Raw genomic sequence first — 16,865 nt, 5'->3', positions numbered from 1 at the left:
CCGGGGCGCTCGCGCTCACGCATCGGTCGAGATCAGAAGTCGAGCGACTGAAGCGCCTTCTGGAAGCGCCCGGCGTGCGACTTCTCGGCCTTGGCGAGCGTCTCGAACCACTCGGCGATGTCGTCGAAGCCCTCCTCGCGGGCCTCCTTCGCGAAGCCCGGGTACATCGTCTCGTACTCGTGGGTCTCGCCGGCGACGGCGGCCTTCAGGTTCTTCTCCGTGCTGCCGATCGGCAGGCCCGTCGCCGGGTCGCCGGCCTGCCGGAGGTAGTCGAGGTGGCCGTGCGCGTGGCCCGTCTCGCCGTCCGCCGTGTCCTTGAAGAGACCCGCGACGTCGGGGCGGCCTTCGACGTCGGCGACCTTTGCGAAGTACAGGTAGCGGCGGTTGGCCTGCGACTCCCCGGCGAACGCGTCCTTCAGGTTCTGGTGCGTCTTCGTGCCCGTAAGCTGCTTGGTGGTCATGGTGTTCGCTCTCCTTGGTTGAACGGCTGGGACGATGGATCCCTGGTGCCGCGCAGGTCAGCTCGGCGGCGCGGAGGCTCTGCTAGCCACGTTCGGGGCGCCGCGCCCGTGGAGCCCCTGCGGGGCGGAGTCGACTGTGTTCCTCGCTGCGTCCGGCGTCGCGCGCCGCTGCCTGCGCGCCCTCGTCTTCCTGCCCGCCCTTCGCGCAGGCCGCGCAGAGCCCCCGGTAGATCCGCTCCACGGCGCGGACCTCGAAGCCGGGGGCGGCCGCGAGCGGCGCGGGGGCGATCTCGTCCGGGCGCTCGCCCGAGGGCTCGCACGGCACGTCGCGGACGAGCCCGCAGCGATCGCAGACCGCGTGATGGTGCGCCGCCATGTTCGGATCGAAGCGCGAGGCGCCGGGCGACAGCGACAGCGCGACGCACAACCCCGCCGACGCCAGCGCGTCCAGCGTGTTGTAGACGGTGGCGAAGCTCATCGTCGGCAGCGCCGGCCGGAGCCGCTCGAACAGCTCCTGCGCGGTCGGGTGCGTGGGATCGGCCGCGAGCTCGCGCACGATCGCCAGCCGCTGCGGCGTCAGCTTGAGCCCCGAGGAGCGCACGCAGGCCAGCATCGACGCGACCCGCGCATCCTCCTCGAGCCCCTCGCGCTCGAAGCCGGCTCCGCGCCCCCGGGCGTCGCGGGGCGCAGGCCCCTTGGCGGCAGGTGTTCGCGAGGCGGCCACAGCGAGAGTGATACTTAGAAAGTTTCTCAGTTGCAAGTCCTAATAATCACGGCAGATGAGCCTGGCAAATCCGGGTCGGATCGGGCAGATCTGCCGCGTCCAGCCCGGACGACGCGTGGCGGCGTAGCGCGCCGTGCGGCCGGGGTTGGCTCTTGCGAGGCCGGAGGGCCTCTGTCATAGTGCGCGCCCCGCGCCGCCGGCCCCCGCCGGCTTGCATTTTCGCCCGCCAACGGGGCAAGTTTTTTTCCAGCAAAAGAGGACGCTGCAAGACATGCCGACCGACGCCATTCAGTGCAAACCGCTCGAGGTCGCCGTGGGCGACAAGGGCATCGAGCGCGCCATCAAACACCTCAAGAGGAAGATGGCCGCCGAGGGGATCCTCCGCGAGCTGAAGCGGCGCCGGCACTACATGAAGCCGTCCGTGAAGCGGCGGAAGAAGGCGTCCGAGGCCGCTCGCCGCCGCCGGAAGCGGTCCAAGATGGACATGGTCGCCTAGCGCGACCGCCCCTCGCGCAAGGGCACCCCGCCAAGACGCAGAAGACGCGCGCGGACGCTTGAATCGAGCCTCCGCCGCGTGCTCTGCGTCTTGTCATTTTTGTCTTCGTCCCAGAGCCGCCTCGGCGGCGCGACGCGCCCCGGGTTGCGCGCGTCTGTGCCACGGCGGCGCTCGCTGCGCCCCCGCTCCAGAGGTCCCGATGCGCGCCGTCGTGATGACGACGTCCTATCCGATCAGCGACGAGGATCCGTCGGGCCATTTCGTGCGCTCGTCGGCGCGGGCGCTCGCGCGCCGCGGCGCCGAGGTCCACGTGATCGCGGCCGGGGGCTCGGTCCTCGACCCACCCTCACGGGACGGCGATCTCGTCGTCCATCGGGCAGGCGGGGGCGCGCTGTTCGCGTGGCCGGGCGCCGTGGCGCGCGCGCGCGAGTCGCCGCTCCGGCTGCTCTCCGCGGGTCCGTTCGCGGCCGCCGCGCTCCGGCGGCTGCGCCGGCTCGGGCCGGTCGACCGCGCGGTGGCGCACTGGATCGTTCCCTGCGCGTGGCCGCTCTTGCTCGCCCTGCCGCGCGCGCCGCTCGAGGTGCACGCGCACGGCGCCGACGTGCGGCTCCTGCTCGGCGCGCCGCGCGCCGCGCGCGCGGCGGTGATGGGCGCGCTCCTCCGCCGCGACGCGCGCTTCGTCTTCGCCGCGCGCGCGCTGCGCGACGCACTCGCGGCCGCGCTCGCTCCGGAGCAGGCGCGCGCGCTCGCCTCCGCCTCGCGCGTCGCGCCGCCCGCCATCGATCTGCCGCCCGTCGCCGAGCGCGCGGCCGCGCTCCGGAGCGAGCTCGTCCAGCGCCCCGGCGATCGCCTCGCCGTCGTGGCGTGCCGGCTGATCCCGACGAAGCGGGTCGAGCTCGCGATCGAGGCGGCGCGCGCGGCGGGCGCCGGGCTCCGGCTCGTCGTCGTCGGCGACGGCCCGGAGCGCGCCGCGCTCGAGCGCCTCGCGCACCGCGGCGCCGCGGTGCGCTCGTACGGCGAAGATGGCGCGGCGGTGCGCTTCACGGGCACGCTCCCGCGGACCGAGGCGCTCGCGTGGATCGGCGCGGCCGACGTGCTGCTGCACCCTTCGTCGCACGAGGCCGCCCCCACGGTGATCCGCGAGGCGCGCGCGCTCGGCGTGCCCGTCATCGCGTGCGACGCCGGCGACGTCGTCGCGTGGGCCGGGGACGACGACGGGATCCTCGTCGTGGAAGGCACCGCGGAGAGCCTCGCGGCCGCGCTCCGCGCCATGCCGCCGCGCCGCCCGGAGCGCGCGCCCGCGCGCTCGCGCTGAACGACCTCGCGCTGAACGACCGCGCGCCCGCGCGCTCGCGCTGAGCGACAGCGCCCCCGCGTCCGCGTCCGCGCCGAAAGCGACGCGTTCTCGCCGAGCCGGCGGCGGCGCGCGCCCGGCTCCGGACGGCGCCGGACGCCCCGTCCGGAGCGAGTCTTCGATCTGCGATGCGATGCCCTTGCAATTCCCAAGGCTTCGACTACGGTGCGCCTCGCTCCGCACCGAAACGAGGCGGCGGAGTGGCTCGGGGCGTAGCGCAGCCTGGTTAGCGCACTTGACTGGGGGTCAAGGGGTCGGTGGTTCGAATCCACTCGCCCCGACTGGTCCGGCGGAGAGGATTCTCCGGCGGACCTTTCGGCTTTGTAGGGCTTCAGTTCTCGTCGACTGTGGACGCGCCGAGCAACGGCGGCGTGGCCCCGCCATCGCGTCCCGGTGTCGCTCACGCCACCCGGCACCCGGGGCTCACGGCGTCATCCGGCGAGCGGGGGCGGTGAGACGGGCGTGACGGGCCGATCCGGCTCGCCGGCGAGCTCGTCCTCGATGGCGATCATCGCGGCCAGCACCACGTGATCGCTGAAGGGCAAGCCGACCACCTGCACGCCGACGGGCAGCCCCTCGCTCTTCGCGTCGACGTCGGCGGCCCGCTTCTCCAGCCGATCGCGCGGCCGCTCGCGGCGCGCCTCGGCGGCGCGCACGCGGGTCACGGGGACGACGCCGGCCGGGAACTGCGCGAGGTTCCAGAGCATGGCGGCGCTGCCCGCGAGGACGAAGTCGCGCGACGCGGCGTGGGGCAGCGCCGGCGTGGCGTACGGCGGGCAGAGCAGCAGGTCCAGCGACTCGGCGCGCATCGCCGACGCGATCGCGGCCCTCGCCTCGCGCAGCGCGTGCGTGACGCGCCAGAGCTCGGCGACGGACTTCGGCCCGGTGACCTCGAGGAGGCGCTGCAGCCGCCGCTCGCCCGCGAGCCCGGCGATGCGCGCGGCGGCGCGGCGCGCGAACGGCGGGAGCGACGCCATCGCGCGGAGCGAGCGGAGCGAGACGTCTACGTCGGCCGCGCCGCCGCCCTGGAGGAGCGACATCGCCGTCGCGCCGCCGTCCGCCGAGAGCGCGGCGAAGTACCCGTAGACCGCGTCGAGGATGCCGGGCGGCGTGAACGGCACGACCGTGGCGCCCCGCGCGCGCAGCGCCGACGCCGCCTTCACGACGGCGCGAGCGACGGCGGTCGACGAAGGGACGAGCCCGTCGTCGCAGTAGAACCCGACGCGCAGCCGCACCACCTCGACGCTCGCCGGCTCGGCGAACGGGAACGGCGGCACGCGCACGTCCAGCGCGGCCATGGTCGCGGGGTCGAGCTCGGACATGACGAGCGCGAGGTCGCGCGCGCTCCTCGCCATCGGCCCGACCTGCGAGCGGATCGCCTCCTGCCCGAGCAGCGCCGTGTTGCTCCCCAGGTTGGTCCAGCGATCGAGCGTGGGCTTCATGCCGGCGATCCCGCAGCAATGCGCGGGGACGCGGATGCTGCCGCCGATGTCCGTGCCGATGCCGAGCGGCGACATCCCCGCCGCGATGGCGGCGGCCTCGCCGCCGGACGAGCCGCCCGGGCTGTGATCGAGGCTCCACGGGTTCGCCGTCTGGCCGAAGAGCGGGTTGCGCGTCTCGTTGTACAGCAGCAGCTGCGAGACGTTCGTGCGCCCGAGGATCACGGCCCCGGCCTGGCGGAGCAGCGCGGTGACGCCCGCGTCGCCGGCCGCCCGGTGGCCCCTGCGGGACGCGACGCCGAGCGTCGAGGCCATGCCGGCCATGTCGAGCGACTCCTTCACGGTGATCGGCAGCCCGTGGAGCGGGCCGCGGATCTCCCCGCGACGGCGCTCGTCGTCGAGCCCACGCGCGGCCGCGAGCGCCTCGTCGTGGAGCACCTGGGTGAAGGCGCGGAGGCGCGGATCGAGCGCCTCGATGCGCGCGAGGTGCGCCCGCGTGACCTCCTCGGAGCTGACCTCGCGCGCGGCCAGGAGCGAGGACAGCGCGGTCGCGGAGAGGCAGGTCGGATCGGTCGAGGCGCTCACGGTGATTCGACGAGTATCACAGGTCCACGCGCTCGAAGGGTTGCTAGGCTCCGGGGCCCCGCGCCGTTCGCGGGGGAAGCGCCGGAGCCATGCAGCCGCTGCCGATCGATCCGATCCTCCCCGATCTCTGCGCCGCCCTGCGCGCGCACCCGAGCGTGGTGCTCGAGGCGCCGCCAGGCGCGGGCAAGACGACGCGCGTGCCGCGCGCGCTGCTCGACGCCGGCTTCGCCGAGCGCGGCGAGATCCTGGTGCTCGAGCCGCGGCGGCTGGCCGCGCGCCTCTCCGCGCGCCGCGTCGCCGAAGAGCTCGGCGAGCGCGTGGGCGAGACCGTCGGTTACACCATGCGCTTCGAAGAGGCCGCCGGCCCGGCCACGCGGATCCGCTTCGTGACCGAGGGCGTGCTGACGCGGCGGCTCCTGGTCGATCGCGAGCTCCGGGGCGTCAGCGCCGTGGTGCTCGACGAGTTCCACGAGCGGCACCTCGCGGGCGACGTCGCGCTGGCGCTGCTCCGGCGGCTGCAGCGCGGCGCGCGGCCCGATCTCCGCCTCGTCGTGATGTCCGCGACCCTCGACGCCGGGCCGATCGCGGCGTTCCTGGGCGCGCGCGAGGCGCAGCCCACCTCCGCGGCTGACGCCGGCGGCGCGCCGACCGCCGAGGCCCCGCGCTGCGCGACCCTGCGCGCCGAGGGGCGGATGTTCGACGTCGCGATCGAGCACCTGGAGCCCGCCCGCGTGAGCGCGTCGACCCGCGCCGCGGGCGACCGCCGCGCTCCGGCGCACTGGGGCGACAGGACGCTCGAGAGCCTGGTCGCCTCGTCCGTGCGTCAGCTCCTCGACGAGGGGCTCGACGGCGACGTGCTGGTGTTCCTGCCGGGCTCCGCGGAGATCCGGCGCTCGACGGAGGCGTGCGCGCCCCTCGCGAAGAGCGCCGACCTCTTGCTCCTGCCGCTGCACGGCTCGCTGTCGCCGGCGGAGCAGGACCGCGCGGTGCGCCCCGCGGACCGGCGCAAGGTCATCCTCTCGACCAACGTGGCCGAGACCTCCGTGACCATCGACGGCGTCGTCGCGGTCGTCGACAGCGGCCTCGCGCGCGTGGCCGCGCACGCGCCCTGGTCGGGGCTGCCCACGCTCCGCGTCGCGCCCATCGCCCGCGCCTCCGCGGCGCAGCGCGCGGGGCGCGCCGGACGGACCCGGCCGGGCCGCTGCCTCCGCCTCTACACGCGCGGAGATTTCGCCGCGCGGCCGGAGCACGAGGCGCCCGAGATCCGGAGGCTCGATCTCGCGGAGACCGTGCTCGAGCTCTGCGCCGCGGGCGTCACGGATCTCGAGGGGTTCGGCTGGCTGGAGGCGCCGCCCGCCGCCGGGCTCGCCGCGGCCGAGGCGCTGCTCGTGCGGCTCGGCGCGCTCGACGAGGGGCGGCGCGTGACGCCGATCGGCCGGCGGATGCTGCGCTTCCCGGCGCACCCGCGGCAGGCGCGGATGATCGTCGAGGCCGAGCGGCGCGGCATCGCCGAGGACGGGTGCACCCTCGCGGCGGTCGCCGCCGAGCGCGACCTCGGCGCGCCCCAAGGCCCGCGGGCGGCGCACGCGCGGCACAGCTCCGATCTGCTCGCCGCGCTCCAGACCTTCGACGAGGCGGACCGCGCGCGGTTCGCGGCGGACCGCCTGCGCTGGCTCGGCGTCGACCCGGCGCGCGCGCTCGCGGTGGAGCGGACGCGCAAGCAGCTCGCGCGGCTCGCGGACCACCGGGGCGCGGCGCCGCCGGAGACCGCGGAGGAGCGCGAGATCGCGCAGCGCATCGCGATCCTCTCCGGCTACCCGGACCGGGTGGGGCGCCTCCGCCGCCCGGCCAACGCATCGGGGCGGAGCGGGCGCGAGGTCGTGCTGGCCGCCGGCGGGACGGCCGCGCTCTCCGAGGCGAGCGTGATCGACGAGGTCGACCTCGTCGTCGCGGTCGACATCGAGGAGCGCAGCGAGGGGCGCTCGGCGCGCACCGTCGTCCGGTCGGCGAGCGCGATCGAGGCCGACTGGCTGCTCGACCTCTTCACGGACGCGATCCGGGACACGACCGAGGCGACGTGGAACGCCGCCGCGGAGCGCGTCGAGGTCGTTCGCCGGCTCTCGTACGACGGCCTCGTGCTCGACGAGTCGCGGCCGGCCGCGAGCGCGGTCGGGCCGCTCGCGGAGGCGGCGGCGCGGGAGCTCGCCGCGCAGGCGAAGGCGAAGGGGTGGCGCGCGTTCGTGAAGGGCGACGCGCTCGAGGGCTGGCTGCTCCGGGTCGCGTTCGTGCGCGCGCACTGCCCGGACGCCGGGCTGCCCGACGTGGGCGAGGACGCGGTGCTCGCCGCGCTCGAGGCGCTCTGCGAGGGCCGGAGGAGCTTCGCCGAGCTCCGCGACGCGGACCTCGCGGCCGCCGTGCGCGCCTCGCTGAGCCCCGCGCAGGCGCGAGCGCTCGCCGAGCTCGCCCCCGAGTCGATCGTCCTGCCCGGCGGCCGCCGGGCGCGCCTCGAGTACGCGGCGGACGCGCCGCCGTCGCTCGCGTCCCGGCTGCAAGACTTCTTCGGCATGGCCGAGGGTCCGCGCGTCGCCGGCGGACGGGTGCCCGTCGTGCTGCACCTGTGCGCGCCGAACCAGCGCCCCGTGCAGGTCACGACCGACCTCTCGGGGTTCTGGGCGCGCCACTACCCGGCGATCGCCAAGGAGCTCCGCCGCCGCTACCCGAAGCACGCGTGGCCGGACGACCCCGCGCGCGCGGCGCCGCCGTCGCGCGCGCCGCTCCGCAAGGGATGAGTCAGCGCACGAGCGCCGCGGCCCTGGCCGTATCGGCGGCCGTGCGGAGGAGCATCCGCACGATCCCCTCGCCGAGGGGCAGCGTGAACCCGACGTCGCTCTCGCGCTGCGCCACCTGCATCGGCGGGATCGAGCCGTAGCCGAAGCCCCACGACGAGAGCAGGCTCGCGATCCTGGCGATCTGCTCGAGGTTGCGGAGCGCGACCGCGCCGTTCGCCGCGCTCTGCGGGTCCGTGTACGTGAGGGCGCCGGCGAAGTTGACGCCGGGCGGCTGGAAGTTGCCGATGACGCGCACGTACTGGAGGCCCGCGAGGAACGGGAGCTGCCCCGCCGCCGACGCGACCGCGGGCTGGCTCGAGAGATCGCCGGCCAAGGCGAACGACGCGCTCTTCGTGCCGAGCATCTCGACCATCCACGAGGGCACGGAGCGCTTCAGCGCGCTGAAGCGGAGCCGGTCGAGGGCCCGCCGCATGCCGGTCTCGTTGCCGGTGAGGATCGTGTGCGGCGTGAGCACGACGAAGCCCACGTTGCCGGCCGTGAAGAGATCGTTGTCCGCGTAGCGCGTCTTCACGAGCGGCGCGCCGATGACGGTGACCGACCTCGCGTCGGCGGAGCGGCGGATCGCGTCGACGTCGAAGTTGCCCTGCATCACGGCGCAGAAGTCCGCGCCCTGCATCGCGTAGAGCCCGCCGTAGATCTTCACGATGTCGCGCGACGGGACGAAGTTCGACTCGGGGCCCAGGGGGAGCAGGTTCGTGATGAGCTGGTTCACCTCGCCGCCCAGGCCCGAGGTGAACATCGCCGCCGCGTCGAGGTAGCCGAGCATCACCACGCCGCTCGGCAGGACGGCCAGAGGATCGCGATCGATCGCGGTCGCGTCGATCTTTTCGCCGCCGACCAGCGCGAGGCTGTCGTCCGCGCCCCCGCAGCCGGCGAGCGCCGGGGCGGCGGGCGCCGCGATCGCCAGCGCGACCGCCGCGCGGCGCAGGGCGGCGGCGCCCCGGGAATGCAGCAGCATCCGCACCATCGTGTTCGTCATCAAGGTCGCTCGTGCGGCGGGTCGGGGCGCTCCAGGGGGAAGGAGCCGATGATCTTCAGCATCTTGGTCTCGCGCTTCACGCCCTCGAGCGCCGCGACGAGCGCGCGATCGGTCGTGTGTCCGCTGACCTCGACGTAGAAGACGTAGTCCCAGCCCTCGCCGGGGACGGGGCGGGAGTGGACCCGCCGGAGGTTGCAGCTGCGCTCCTTGAAGTGCTGGAGGATGTCGTGGAGCGCGCCGGGCCGATCGTGGACGCTGAAGAGGATCGCCGTGGCGTCGTGGCCCGAGCGCGGCGCGGGGAGCCGCGACAGCACCGCGTAACGGATCCGGAGCTCGCCCTCGTCGCCGACGTTCTCGCGGGCGACCCGGAGCTCCGGCACGCCGCTGAAGCCGCGGGGGACGATGGCGGCGCTGCCCTCGTTCTCGGCCGCGAGCTCCCACGCGGCCTGCGGGCAGCGCACGTCGAGCACCAGCGCGCGCGGGTGCTGGAGCTCGAGGTAGTGCACGCAGGCCACGTGGTCCTGCGGCGAAGCGTACACCCGCTCGACGTCGGCGAGGTTGCCGGTCCGGTTCACGAGGTCGAGCGCCTGCACCAGCTGGCGCTCGCCGACGACCTTGAGGTCGGCGCCGCCGATCGCCTGGATCGTCGGGAAGATCGGCCCCTCCTTGAGCGACTCGTAAGGGACCACGGCGAAGTCCGCGCGCGAGCGCGCGACCTCCTCGATGGCGGCGGCGGGGCTGTCCGCGCGGACGAACTCGCCGCCGACCCCGAAGTGATCGTGCGCCGCGGTCCAGCCGAAGTCGCCCTCGGCGCCCAGGTACGCGACCCGGGGCGCGAGCTCGAACGCGCGCGAGGCCGCGTCGATGGCGACGAAGATCGGCCGCACGGCGCGCTGCGGGAACGGCGGCGTGACGGCGCGCTCGAGCGCCTGGATATGGGCGGCGTCTGCCGTGGGAGCGAACCGGGCCGTGCCCGTCCTCAGCTTGGCCAGCTCGTGCGCGATGCGCGCCCGGCGCTCGATGCTTCGTAGGATTTCTTGATCCAGCTCCGTGAGCTGCCGGCGGAGCTCCTCAAGTCGCTTTCTCTCATCCATCCCGGCCACCCTAGCACCGCCCCCGGCGCAGGTGGACTCGCAGCGCTCCGGGCGCAGCGCCGCGACGCCGCACCTCGCACGGCTGGCCACACGTCGCCTTGGATCGCCGGGGTCGCGTCAGGCCGCTGCGGAGGCGGACGACGCGCTGGAGTCGCTCTTGCTGCTGCTCGTCGACGAGGAGCTGCTCGATCCGGAGTCGGAGCTCGTCCCCGAGGCCCCCGATGACCCCGAGGAGGAGCTGCCCGAGCCGCTCTCCGACTTCGCGGGCGGCTTGTTCGAGCCCGAGGCGTACAGGTCGGAGTACCAGCCACCGCCCTTGAGAATGAAGCCCGTGCCGCGCGAAATCTGCCGCCGGGCGGTCGCGTTGTGGCACGACGGGCACTCCGAGAGCGGCGCCTCCTTGATGGACTGCTCGGCCTCCCATTCATGCGCGCAGGATGTGCAGGCGTACTCGTACGTGGGCATGGCGTTTCTACTCCTCGGAACAACGCGAGGGATATGGCTACGTTAGCCACCTGTCAAGGCGGCTGCCAAAAGCGCCCGTCGCGTTTCGGACGTCGGTCCGCTGCATTTCGGATGGCATCACGGGCGCCGATCGATCGATGCCCTCGCCCACCGTCGCGCCGTAATGCAGGCCACATCGAGCGCGTCCTCTGTGTCGTTCCCGCCATCCGCGTCGGTCGCGTTCTGGGCAAGACTTGGTCCTCAATGGGCGCGCGAGGAGGCGGGATCCGGCCTTGCCGCGCGACGCCAGCCCACGTAGACCCGGGATGGAAGCCAGATGTGACGGTACGTGGCGTGCTGTGACGATACGTTTAAGCTCGCCCGTCCGGTCCCGGGGACGCCATGCGCATTCGGAAGCTCGAGATCAGCGGGTTCAAATCGTTCGTCGATCGGACGGTGGTCCATTTCGATACGGACGTGGTGGGCATCGTCGGTCCGAACGGCTGTGGCAAGTCGAACATCGTCGACGCGATCCGGTGGGCCATCGGCGAGCAGAGCGCCAAGCACCTGCGCGGCAAGTCGATGTCTGACGTCATCTTCAACGGCTCCGAGACCCGCGCCCAGCACGGGATGGCCGAGGTGACGCTCACCTTCGACAACAGCGAGCCGACGGCCGCGTCGCAGCTGCCGCTCGAGTACCGGGACTACGCCGAGATCGCGGTGACGCGCCGGCTCTTCCGCGACGGGACGAGCGAGTACCTCATCAACAAGACCCAGGTCCGGCTCAAGGACGTGACCGATCTCTTCCTCGGCACCGGCGTCGGCACGAAGGCCTACTCCATCGTCGAGCAGGGCAAGATCGGGCTCATCGTCTCGGCGCGCCCGGAGGACCGGCGGATGCTCATCGAGGAGGCCGCCGGCATCACGAAGTACAAGGCCAGGAAGAAGCAGGCCGAGCAGAAGATGGACCAGACGCGGCAGAACCTGCTCCGCGTGGGGGACATCGTCTCCGAGATCCAGCGGAACCTCGCGTCCCTGAAGCGCCAGGCCGCGAAGGCCGAGCGGTACGTGAACTACCGCAAGGAGCTGGAGGACCTCGTGCTCCACGAGGCGTCGCACAAGCTCCTCGAGATCACGGTGCTGACGCAGCGCGAGTCGATCGGCAGGGCCGAGCACGCCGAGCGCGAGCAGGCGTCCCGGACCGCGCTCGCCGCGCGCGAGGCCGAGATCGAGGTCACCCGGCTCGAGGCCCTCGCCTGCGAGGAGCGGGCCGAGCGCGCGCAGAACGAGGCGTTCGCCGCCGACAACCAGGTGCGCACCCACGAGGCGGAGATCGCGCGGGCGCGCGACCGGCTGCGGCACCTGGAAGAGCGGCTCGTCAGCGCGGCCAAGGAGCAGGGGGAGCTCGAGAAGACGATCGCGGAGCTCAGGGCCGAGAAGGAGCAGCTCGAGGCGCAGCTCGCCGGCGTCGAGGAAGAGGAGGCGCGCGAGAGCGAGCTCGCGCTCGAGCAGCACGAGCGGCTCGAGGAGCTGCGGCACGGCGAGCGCACCGCCGAGCACGAGGTTGCCGCGCTCCGCCGGCGCGCCGCCGAGGCCACGGCGGCGGTCGCGGCCGCCGAGGCGTCGCTCGCCGGGTTCGACCGGCGCATGGCGGAGATGAGCCAGCGGCGGGCGAAGCTCGAGGACGAGCTCGGGCGGCTGATGTACGAGTCGGAGGAGCTCGAGCGGCGGCGCTCGTCGCTGACGCGGAACGTGGCGGAGCTCGCCGAGGGGAAGCGGCTCTCCGCGGAGGAGCGGTCGCGGCTCGACGCGGAGATGAAGGCGCTGCGGGAGCAGGCGGTCTCGAGCGACCGCGCCGTGGAGCACGCGAAGAACGAGCTCGGGCAGCGGCGCAACCGGCTCCGCGCGCTCGAGGAGCTGCACGCCCGGCTGGAGGGCGTCGGCGCGGGGGTGAAGAACCTCCTCAAGACGAAGGACCCGGCGCTGCTCGGGCTCGTGGCCGACCGGATCGAGGCGCCGGCCGAGCTGACCGCGGCGTTCGCGGGGCTGCTCGGCGACAGGCTGCAGTGCGCGGTCGTGAGCGACGTCGAGCGCGGGATCGCGCTGCTCGCGGACCTGTCGAAGAACAACCGCGGGCGGGCCAGCGTGATCGCGGCGCGGCCCCCGTTCGTGGCCGGCGCCGCGCGGCGGCCGCCGCGCGGCGAGGGGGTGCTCGGGCCGCTCGTGGACCGGCTCGTCTTCGCGCCCGAGGACGAGGCGCTGGCGCGCGCGCTCGTGGGGGACGCGGTGGTCGTCGCGACCGCCGAGGTCGCGGCGCGGCTCGCGGCCGAGGGCGCGGGGTGCACGCTCGTGACGCTCGACGGCACCGTGATCCGCGAGGACGGCGTGGTGAGCGGCGGCTCGGGCGACGCGGTCGCGGCCGGGATGATCGAGCAGAAGCGGGAGATGCGCGCGCTGCACGAGTTCGTCGCGACAAAGTCGGAGGAGGTGACGGCGCTGCTCGACGCGCAGCAGAAGCTCCGCCTGCGGATCTCCGAGGTGGGGACGGCGCTCGAGCGGGCGCGGAGCGAGGCGCACGAGGGGGAGCTCGCGCTGGTGACGGCCGAGAAGGACCTCCGCCGCGCGGAGGAGCAGCTCGCCGCGGCGCAGAAGCGCGAGGGCGTGGTGCGCTCCGAGCTCGAGGACCTCGCCGACAACCTCGACGCCGGCGGGAGCGAGCAGCAGGCGGCGCGCGACAAGCTCGCGGCCGGGCGCGCGGCGCGCGAGGCGGCCGCGGCCGGCCTCGAGCACGCCGAGCAGGTGGCGGCCGAGTGGCGCGAGCGGGTGCTCGGGCAGCAGTCGGTCGTGACCGAGCGCAAGGTGAAGCTCGCGCGCGTGCGCGAGCGCGCCGCGGCGGCGCGGGGCACGATCGAGCGGCTCACGCGGTCGTGCAGCGAGCTGCAAGGCCGGATCGCCCGGCTCGACCAGGAGCGGACGGAGAGCGCGATCGGCGCCGGCAAGGCCGCGGCGACGATCGTGATCGCGCGCGAGGCGCTGGTCGACGCCGTCGCCCAGGCGCACGCGGCGCAGGCCACGCTGACCGAGGCGCGGCGCGCGCTGGACGAGGCGCGGCAGGCGCACGCGGGGCGCGAGGCCGACCTGCGCGGGCTGCGCCAGGAGCTCGCCGAGGTGTCGGAGCAGCTCCGCAAGCACGAGCTCGCGCTGGAGCGGCTGCGCGTCGAGCACAACCACCTCATCGAGGGGGTGCGCGAGCGCTTCCGCGGGCTGGAGCTCGCCCGCGTCGTCGGCGACTACCACAAGCGGCCGCCCGTCGACGCCTCGCACCGCGCGCGCATCCAGGAGCTGACGGAGCTGCTCGACCGCATGGGCCCCGTCAACCTGGACGCCGTGCGCGAGCACGCCGAGGCCGAGGAGCGGTACACGTACTACTCGAGCCAGAAGGCCGACCTGGAGAAGGCGCTCGACGACCTCGAGAAGGCGATCGCCCAGATGAACCGCGAGTCGAAGCGGCTCTTCAAGACGACGTACGACGGCATCAACGCGCGCTTCAAGGCGCTGTTCCCCAAGATGTTCCGCGGCGGCCAGGCGGAGCTCAGGCTGACGAACCCCGACGACATGCTGGAGACGGGCATCGAGATCCTGGCGCAGCCGCCGGGCAAGAAGCTCGGGAACATCGAACTCATGAGCGGCGGCGAGAAGGCGCTCACCGCCGTGTCGCTCATCTTCGCGATCTTCCAGTTCAAGCCGTCGCCCTTCTGCATCCTCGACGAGGTCGACGCGCCGCTCGATGAGGCGAACGTGGCCCGCTACAACGAGGCGATCCGGAGCATGACGAGCCACTCGCAGTTCATCCTCATCACGCACATCAAGCGCACGATGCAGTCGGTCGACGTGCTGTACGGCGTCACGATGCAGGAGCCCGGTGTCTCGAAGCTCGTCAGCGTGCGGATCAACGAGACGGCGAAGCGGCCGGAGCGCGAGGCGGCGCCGGCGGCGGCGGTGGCGTGAGCGCGGGGCCTCACGCGGGCGGGCGGCGCCTGTCGCGCGGCGCCTCGGGGCTCCGGCACCTGCGGTGGGCCCGCGAAGTGCTGGCCACGCTGGAGGCCCACGTCGAGCACAACCCGGCGCTCGCCGATGCCGATCGCGAGGCGCTGCGGGGCGAGGTGCGCGCGCTCGCGGCCGCGGTGCAGGCCCTCAGCGGGGCCGTGAAGCCGTACCGGGACTTCCTCGAGCGGACGCGGGTGCGCTACCGCGGGCGCGTGCGCGTCGCGGAGCACCTGCTCCGGGGATCCGGCGCGGGCGGCGCGGACGAGGCGGCGCGCGCCCACCTCGACGAGGCGCTGTCGGAGCTCGCCGCGATGGAGGAGGCGCAGCGGCGGCCGCTGAAGGAGGCGCTCTCGGCGGAGATCGATCGGCTGCGCGAGGCGATGGCGCGGATGGACGCGCGCCTCGCGGAGCGGCTCTCCGCGGAGCTCGTCGAGAGCCTGTACCCGCCGCTCACGGACGGCGCGTCGAGGGTGGCCGACGACGGGGATCCGGACGACGACGCGGCGGCGAGCCCTCGTTAGCGCCGCGCGACGGGCGAGGACGCCGCGCGACGGGCGGCGCCGACCGCAGGGGCGGCGGCGGGCCAGCGGATCGCCGGGCAGACGGCGCGAAAGGGGCCGGCAGCGCGGCAGCTACCGGGGGGACGGAATGTCCTGCGTGCACGCCGGGATGGAGATGCGGTAAAGGGCCTGCGAAGGACACGGAGAGGACGTCGATGGGCAGCGCTGAGTCGGGCGCCTTCCTGCTCCTCCGCGGGCGCGCCGCGGCGAGCGAGCGATTCGAGGCGCTGATCCGACGCCATGTGCCGGACGTCTGCGTCGTCTCCGATCCCGAGCGCGCGCTCTCGCGGTGCCTGCGCGAGCCGCCGCTGGTGCTCGCCGTCGACTCTAGCGACCCGGCCGGCGCCGCGGCGTTCTGCGGCCGCCTGCGGGCGCAGCCCGGCGGCGACGCGGTGTTCCTCCTCGCGATCGCCGAGCGCGACGCGGACCTCGACGGGCTCCTCGCGGCGGGCGCGAGCGATTTCCTGCTCGTGGGCGACGACGGCGCGGGCGCCCGGGCGCGGCTCGCCCTCGCCCGCGAGCGCGCCGCGCGCGACGCCGCATCGCGCCAGGCGCTCGCGCAGACGCAGGCCCGCCTCGTCCTCGCCGGTCGCATGGCGAGCGTCGGCACGCTCGCCGCCGGGGTCGCCCACGAGATCAACAATCCCCTCGCCTTCGTCATCACCAACGTCGACGCGGCCATCCGGCGCATGGGCGCGATGGAGCGGCGGAACAGCATGCCGCGCAGCGGCCCGTGGGCGCGCTCCCACGCCGACGGCCGCGGGCCGTCGAGCGAGCTCTCCGAGGTGTTGAGCCTCCTCGAGGACGCCCGCGAGGGCGCAGAGCGGGTACGGCTCATCGTGCGCGATCTCCACAGCTTCTCGCGCGCCGAAGAGGATCGCCGCGGGCCGGTCGACCCCAGGCGGGTGCTCGACACCTGCGTCCGCATGGCGATGAACGAGATCCGGCACCGCGCCCGCCTCGTCCGGAGGTTCCAGGAGGTGCCGCCCGTCGAGGCGAACGAGCCGCGGCTCGCGCAGGTCTTCCTGAACCTCATCGTGAACGCCGCGCAGGCCATCCCGGAGGGGCTCGCCGAGCAGAACGTCATCGAGCTCTCGACGCGCTGCGATGCCGAGGGGTGGGTCGTCGTCGAGGTGCGCGACACCGGCGCCGGGATCGCGCCCGAGTCGCTCGAGCGGATCTTCGAGCCGTTCTACACGAGCAAGGAAGAGGGCGAAGGGCTCGGCCTCGGGCTCGCGATCTGCCACGCCATCGTCGCGGCGCTGGGGGGTCGGATCGAGGTGGAGAGCCGCCCCGGTCAGGGGAGCACGTTCCGCGTCGCCCTCCCCGCCGCCACGTCCGCCGAGGCGCGGGTCGCGGCGGACGCCGGCTCCGGCGCGCCGAGCGGGCGGCGCGATGGCGGCAGGCTCGCTGGGGCCGCGCCGCAGGCGGCGTCGCGACAGCGGGTCCTCATCATCGACGACGAGCCGATGCTCACGCGCGCCATCGCGGGGACGCTCGAGCCGCGGCACGAGACGACCGCGACCGCGAGCGCGCGCGACGCGCTCACCCGGATCCGCGCCGGGGAGCGCTACGACGCCATCCTGTGCGATCTCATGATGCCCGACATGACGGGGATGGACTTCTACGCGTCGCTCGCCGAGCACGCGCCCGAGCAGCAGCGCCGGGTCGTGTTCCTGACCGGCGGCGCCTTCACGGAGCGCAGCAAAGCGTTCCTGCAGCAGGTCGACGCCCGGCTGCTGCTGAAGCCGTTCGACGCGGCGACGCTGCTCTCGCTGGTCGACGAGGTCGTCGCCGCGCCCTGAGGCGCGCGCGCTGCTCCTCGCGCGCCGC

The 16,865-nt window shown here is 74.3% G+C and carries 12 protein-coding genes and 1 tRNA gene; 7 read left to right on the top strand and 6 right to left on the bottom strand.

Annotated features, from left to right (window positions below):
- Window positions 1–32: 32 nt before the first annotated feature.
- Entirely contained in the window at window positions 33–461 is a 429-nt protein-coding gene (locus NQZ70_RS11145) for a rubrerythrin family protein (protein WP_020734163.1), read from the bottom strand.
- An 82-nt stretch (window positions 462–543) separates the two neighbouring features.
- Window positions 544–1,221 carry a Fur family transcriptional regulator gene (locus tag NQZ70_RS11140; RefSeq protein ID WP_237245225.1) on the bottom strand — a complete coding sequence of 226 codons (678 nt, stop codon included), beginning with the start codon at window positions 1,219–1,221 and terminating at the stop codon, window positions 544–546.
- Window positions 1,222–1,456: 235 nt separating this feature from the next.
- On the opposite strand from NQZ70_RS11140, the gene rpsU reads away from it, so the two are divergent.
- From rpsU to NQZ70_RS11125, 3 genes are all read left to right on the top strand, one after another.
- Window positions 1,457–1,681, top strand: coding sequence for a 30S ribosomal protein S21 (gene rpsU, locus NQZ70_RS11135; RefSeq protein ID WP_012234386.1), 225 nt, complete (start codon window positions 1,457–1,459; stop codon window positions 1,679–1,681).
- A gap of 214 nt (window positions 1,682–1,895) precedes the next feature.
- Window positions 1,896–2,996, top strand: a complete 1,101-nt coding sequence (locus tag NQZ70_RS11130) for a glycosyltransferase family 4 protein (protein WP_237245224.1) — start codon at window positions 1,896–1,898, stop codon at window positions 2,994–2,996.
- Window positions 2,997–3,241: 245 nt separating this feature from the next.
- Window positions 3,242–3,316: transfer RNA gene (locus NQZ70_RS11125), tRNA-Pro, on the top strand.
- Between the two features lie 150 nt (window positions 3,317–3,466).
- Here NQZ70_RS11125 and NQZ70_RS11120 read toward each other — a convergent pair.
- The gene (locus tag NQZ70_RS11120; RefSeq protein ID WP_129574203.1) at window positions 3,467–5,059 is read right to left on the bottom strand and encodes an amidase; all 1,593 of its coding nucleotides are present in this window, start codon (window positions 5,057–5,059) and stop codon (window positions 3,467–3,469) included.
- Window positions 5,060–5,148: 89 nt separating this feature from the next.
- On the opposite strand from NQZ70_RS11120, the gene NQZ70_RS11115 reads away from it, so the two are divergent.
- Complete coding sequence (locus tag NQZ70_RS11115; RefSeq protein WP_129574202.1) at window positions 5,149–7,848, top strand: ATP-dependent RNA helicase; 2,700 nt, start codon at window positions 5,149–5,151, stop codon at window positions 7,846–7,848.
- Window position 7,849: 1 nt separating this feature from the next.
- Here NQZ70_RS11115 and NQZ70_RS11110 read toward each other — a convergent pair whose 3' ends face one another.
- The 3 genes from NQZ70_RS11110 to NQZ70_RS11100 all read right to left on the bottom strand — a co-directional run bounded on the left by NQZ70_RS11110 (window position 7,850) and on the right by NQZ70_RS11100 (window position 10,446).
- Window positions 7,850–8,887: a hypothetical protein gene (locus NQZ70_RS11110; protein WP_129574201.1), complete on the bottom strand. Its 1,038-nt coding sequence runs from the start codon at window positions 8,885–8,887 to the stop codon at window positions 7,850–7,852.
- On the bottom strand, window positions 8,887–9,981 hold the full coding sequence (locus NQZ70_RS11105; protein ID WP_129574200.1) for a bifunctional chorismate mutase/prephenate dehydratase: 1,095 nt from the start codon (window positions 9,979–9,981) through the stop codon (window positions 8,887–8,889). The genes NQZ70_RS11110 and NQZ70_RS11105 overlap by 1 nt, the downstream gene beginning before the upstream one ends.
- A gap of 117 nt (window positions 9,982–10,098) precedes the next feature.
- Entirely contained in the window at window positions 10,099–10,446 is a 348-nt protein-coding gene (locus tag NQZ70_RS11100) for an FmdB family zinc ribbon protein (RefSeq protein ID WP_129574199.1), read from the bottom strand.
- Window positions 10,447–10,827: 381 nt separating this feature from the next.
- On the opposite strand from NQZ70_RS11100, the gene smc reads away from it, so the two are divergent.
- The 3 genes from smc (at window position 10,828) to NQZ70_RS11085 (ending at window position 16,837) form a co-directional block, all read left to right on the top strand.
- Window positions 10,828–14,433, top strand: coding sequence for a chromosome segregation protein SMC (smc, locus tag NQZ70_RS11095; RefSeq protein WP_129574198.1), 3,606 nt, complete (start codon window positions 10,828–10,830; stop codon window positions 14,431–14,433).
- Complete coding sequence (locus NQZ70_RS11090) at window positions 14,430–14,993, top strand: hypothetical protein (protein WP_129574197.1); 564 nt, start codon at window positions 14,430–14,432, stop codon at window positions 14,991–14,993. The genes smc and NQZ70_RS11090 overlap by 4 nt, the downstream gene beginning before the upstream one ends.
- 194 nt (window positions 14,994–15,187) lie before the next feature.
- Window positions 15,188–16,837 (top strand): ATP-binding protein, encoded by a 1,650-nt coding sequence (locus NQZ70_RS11085; RefSeq protein ID WP_129574196.1) that lies wholly within the window; start codon window positions 15,188–15,190, stop codon window positions 16,835–16,837.
- The last annotated feature ends 28 nt before the right edge of the window (window positions 16,838–16,865 follow it).

Source organism: Sorangium sp. So ce836, from assembly GCF_028553905.1.
Classification (GTDB): Bacteria; Myxococcota_A; Polyangia; order Polyangiales; family Polyangiaceae; genus Sorangium; species Sorangium cellulosum_D.
This window is presented reverse-complemented; position numbering and strand designations above follow the sequence as displayed.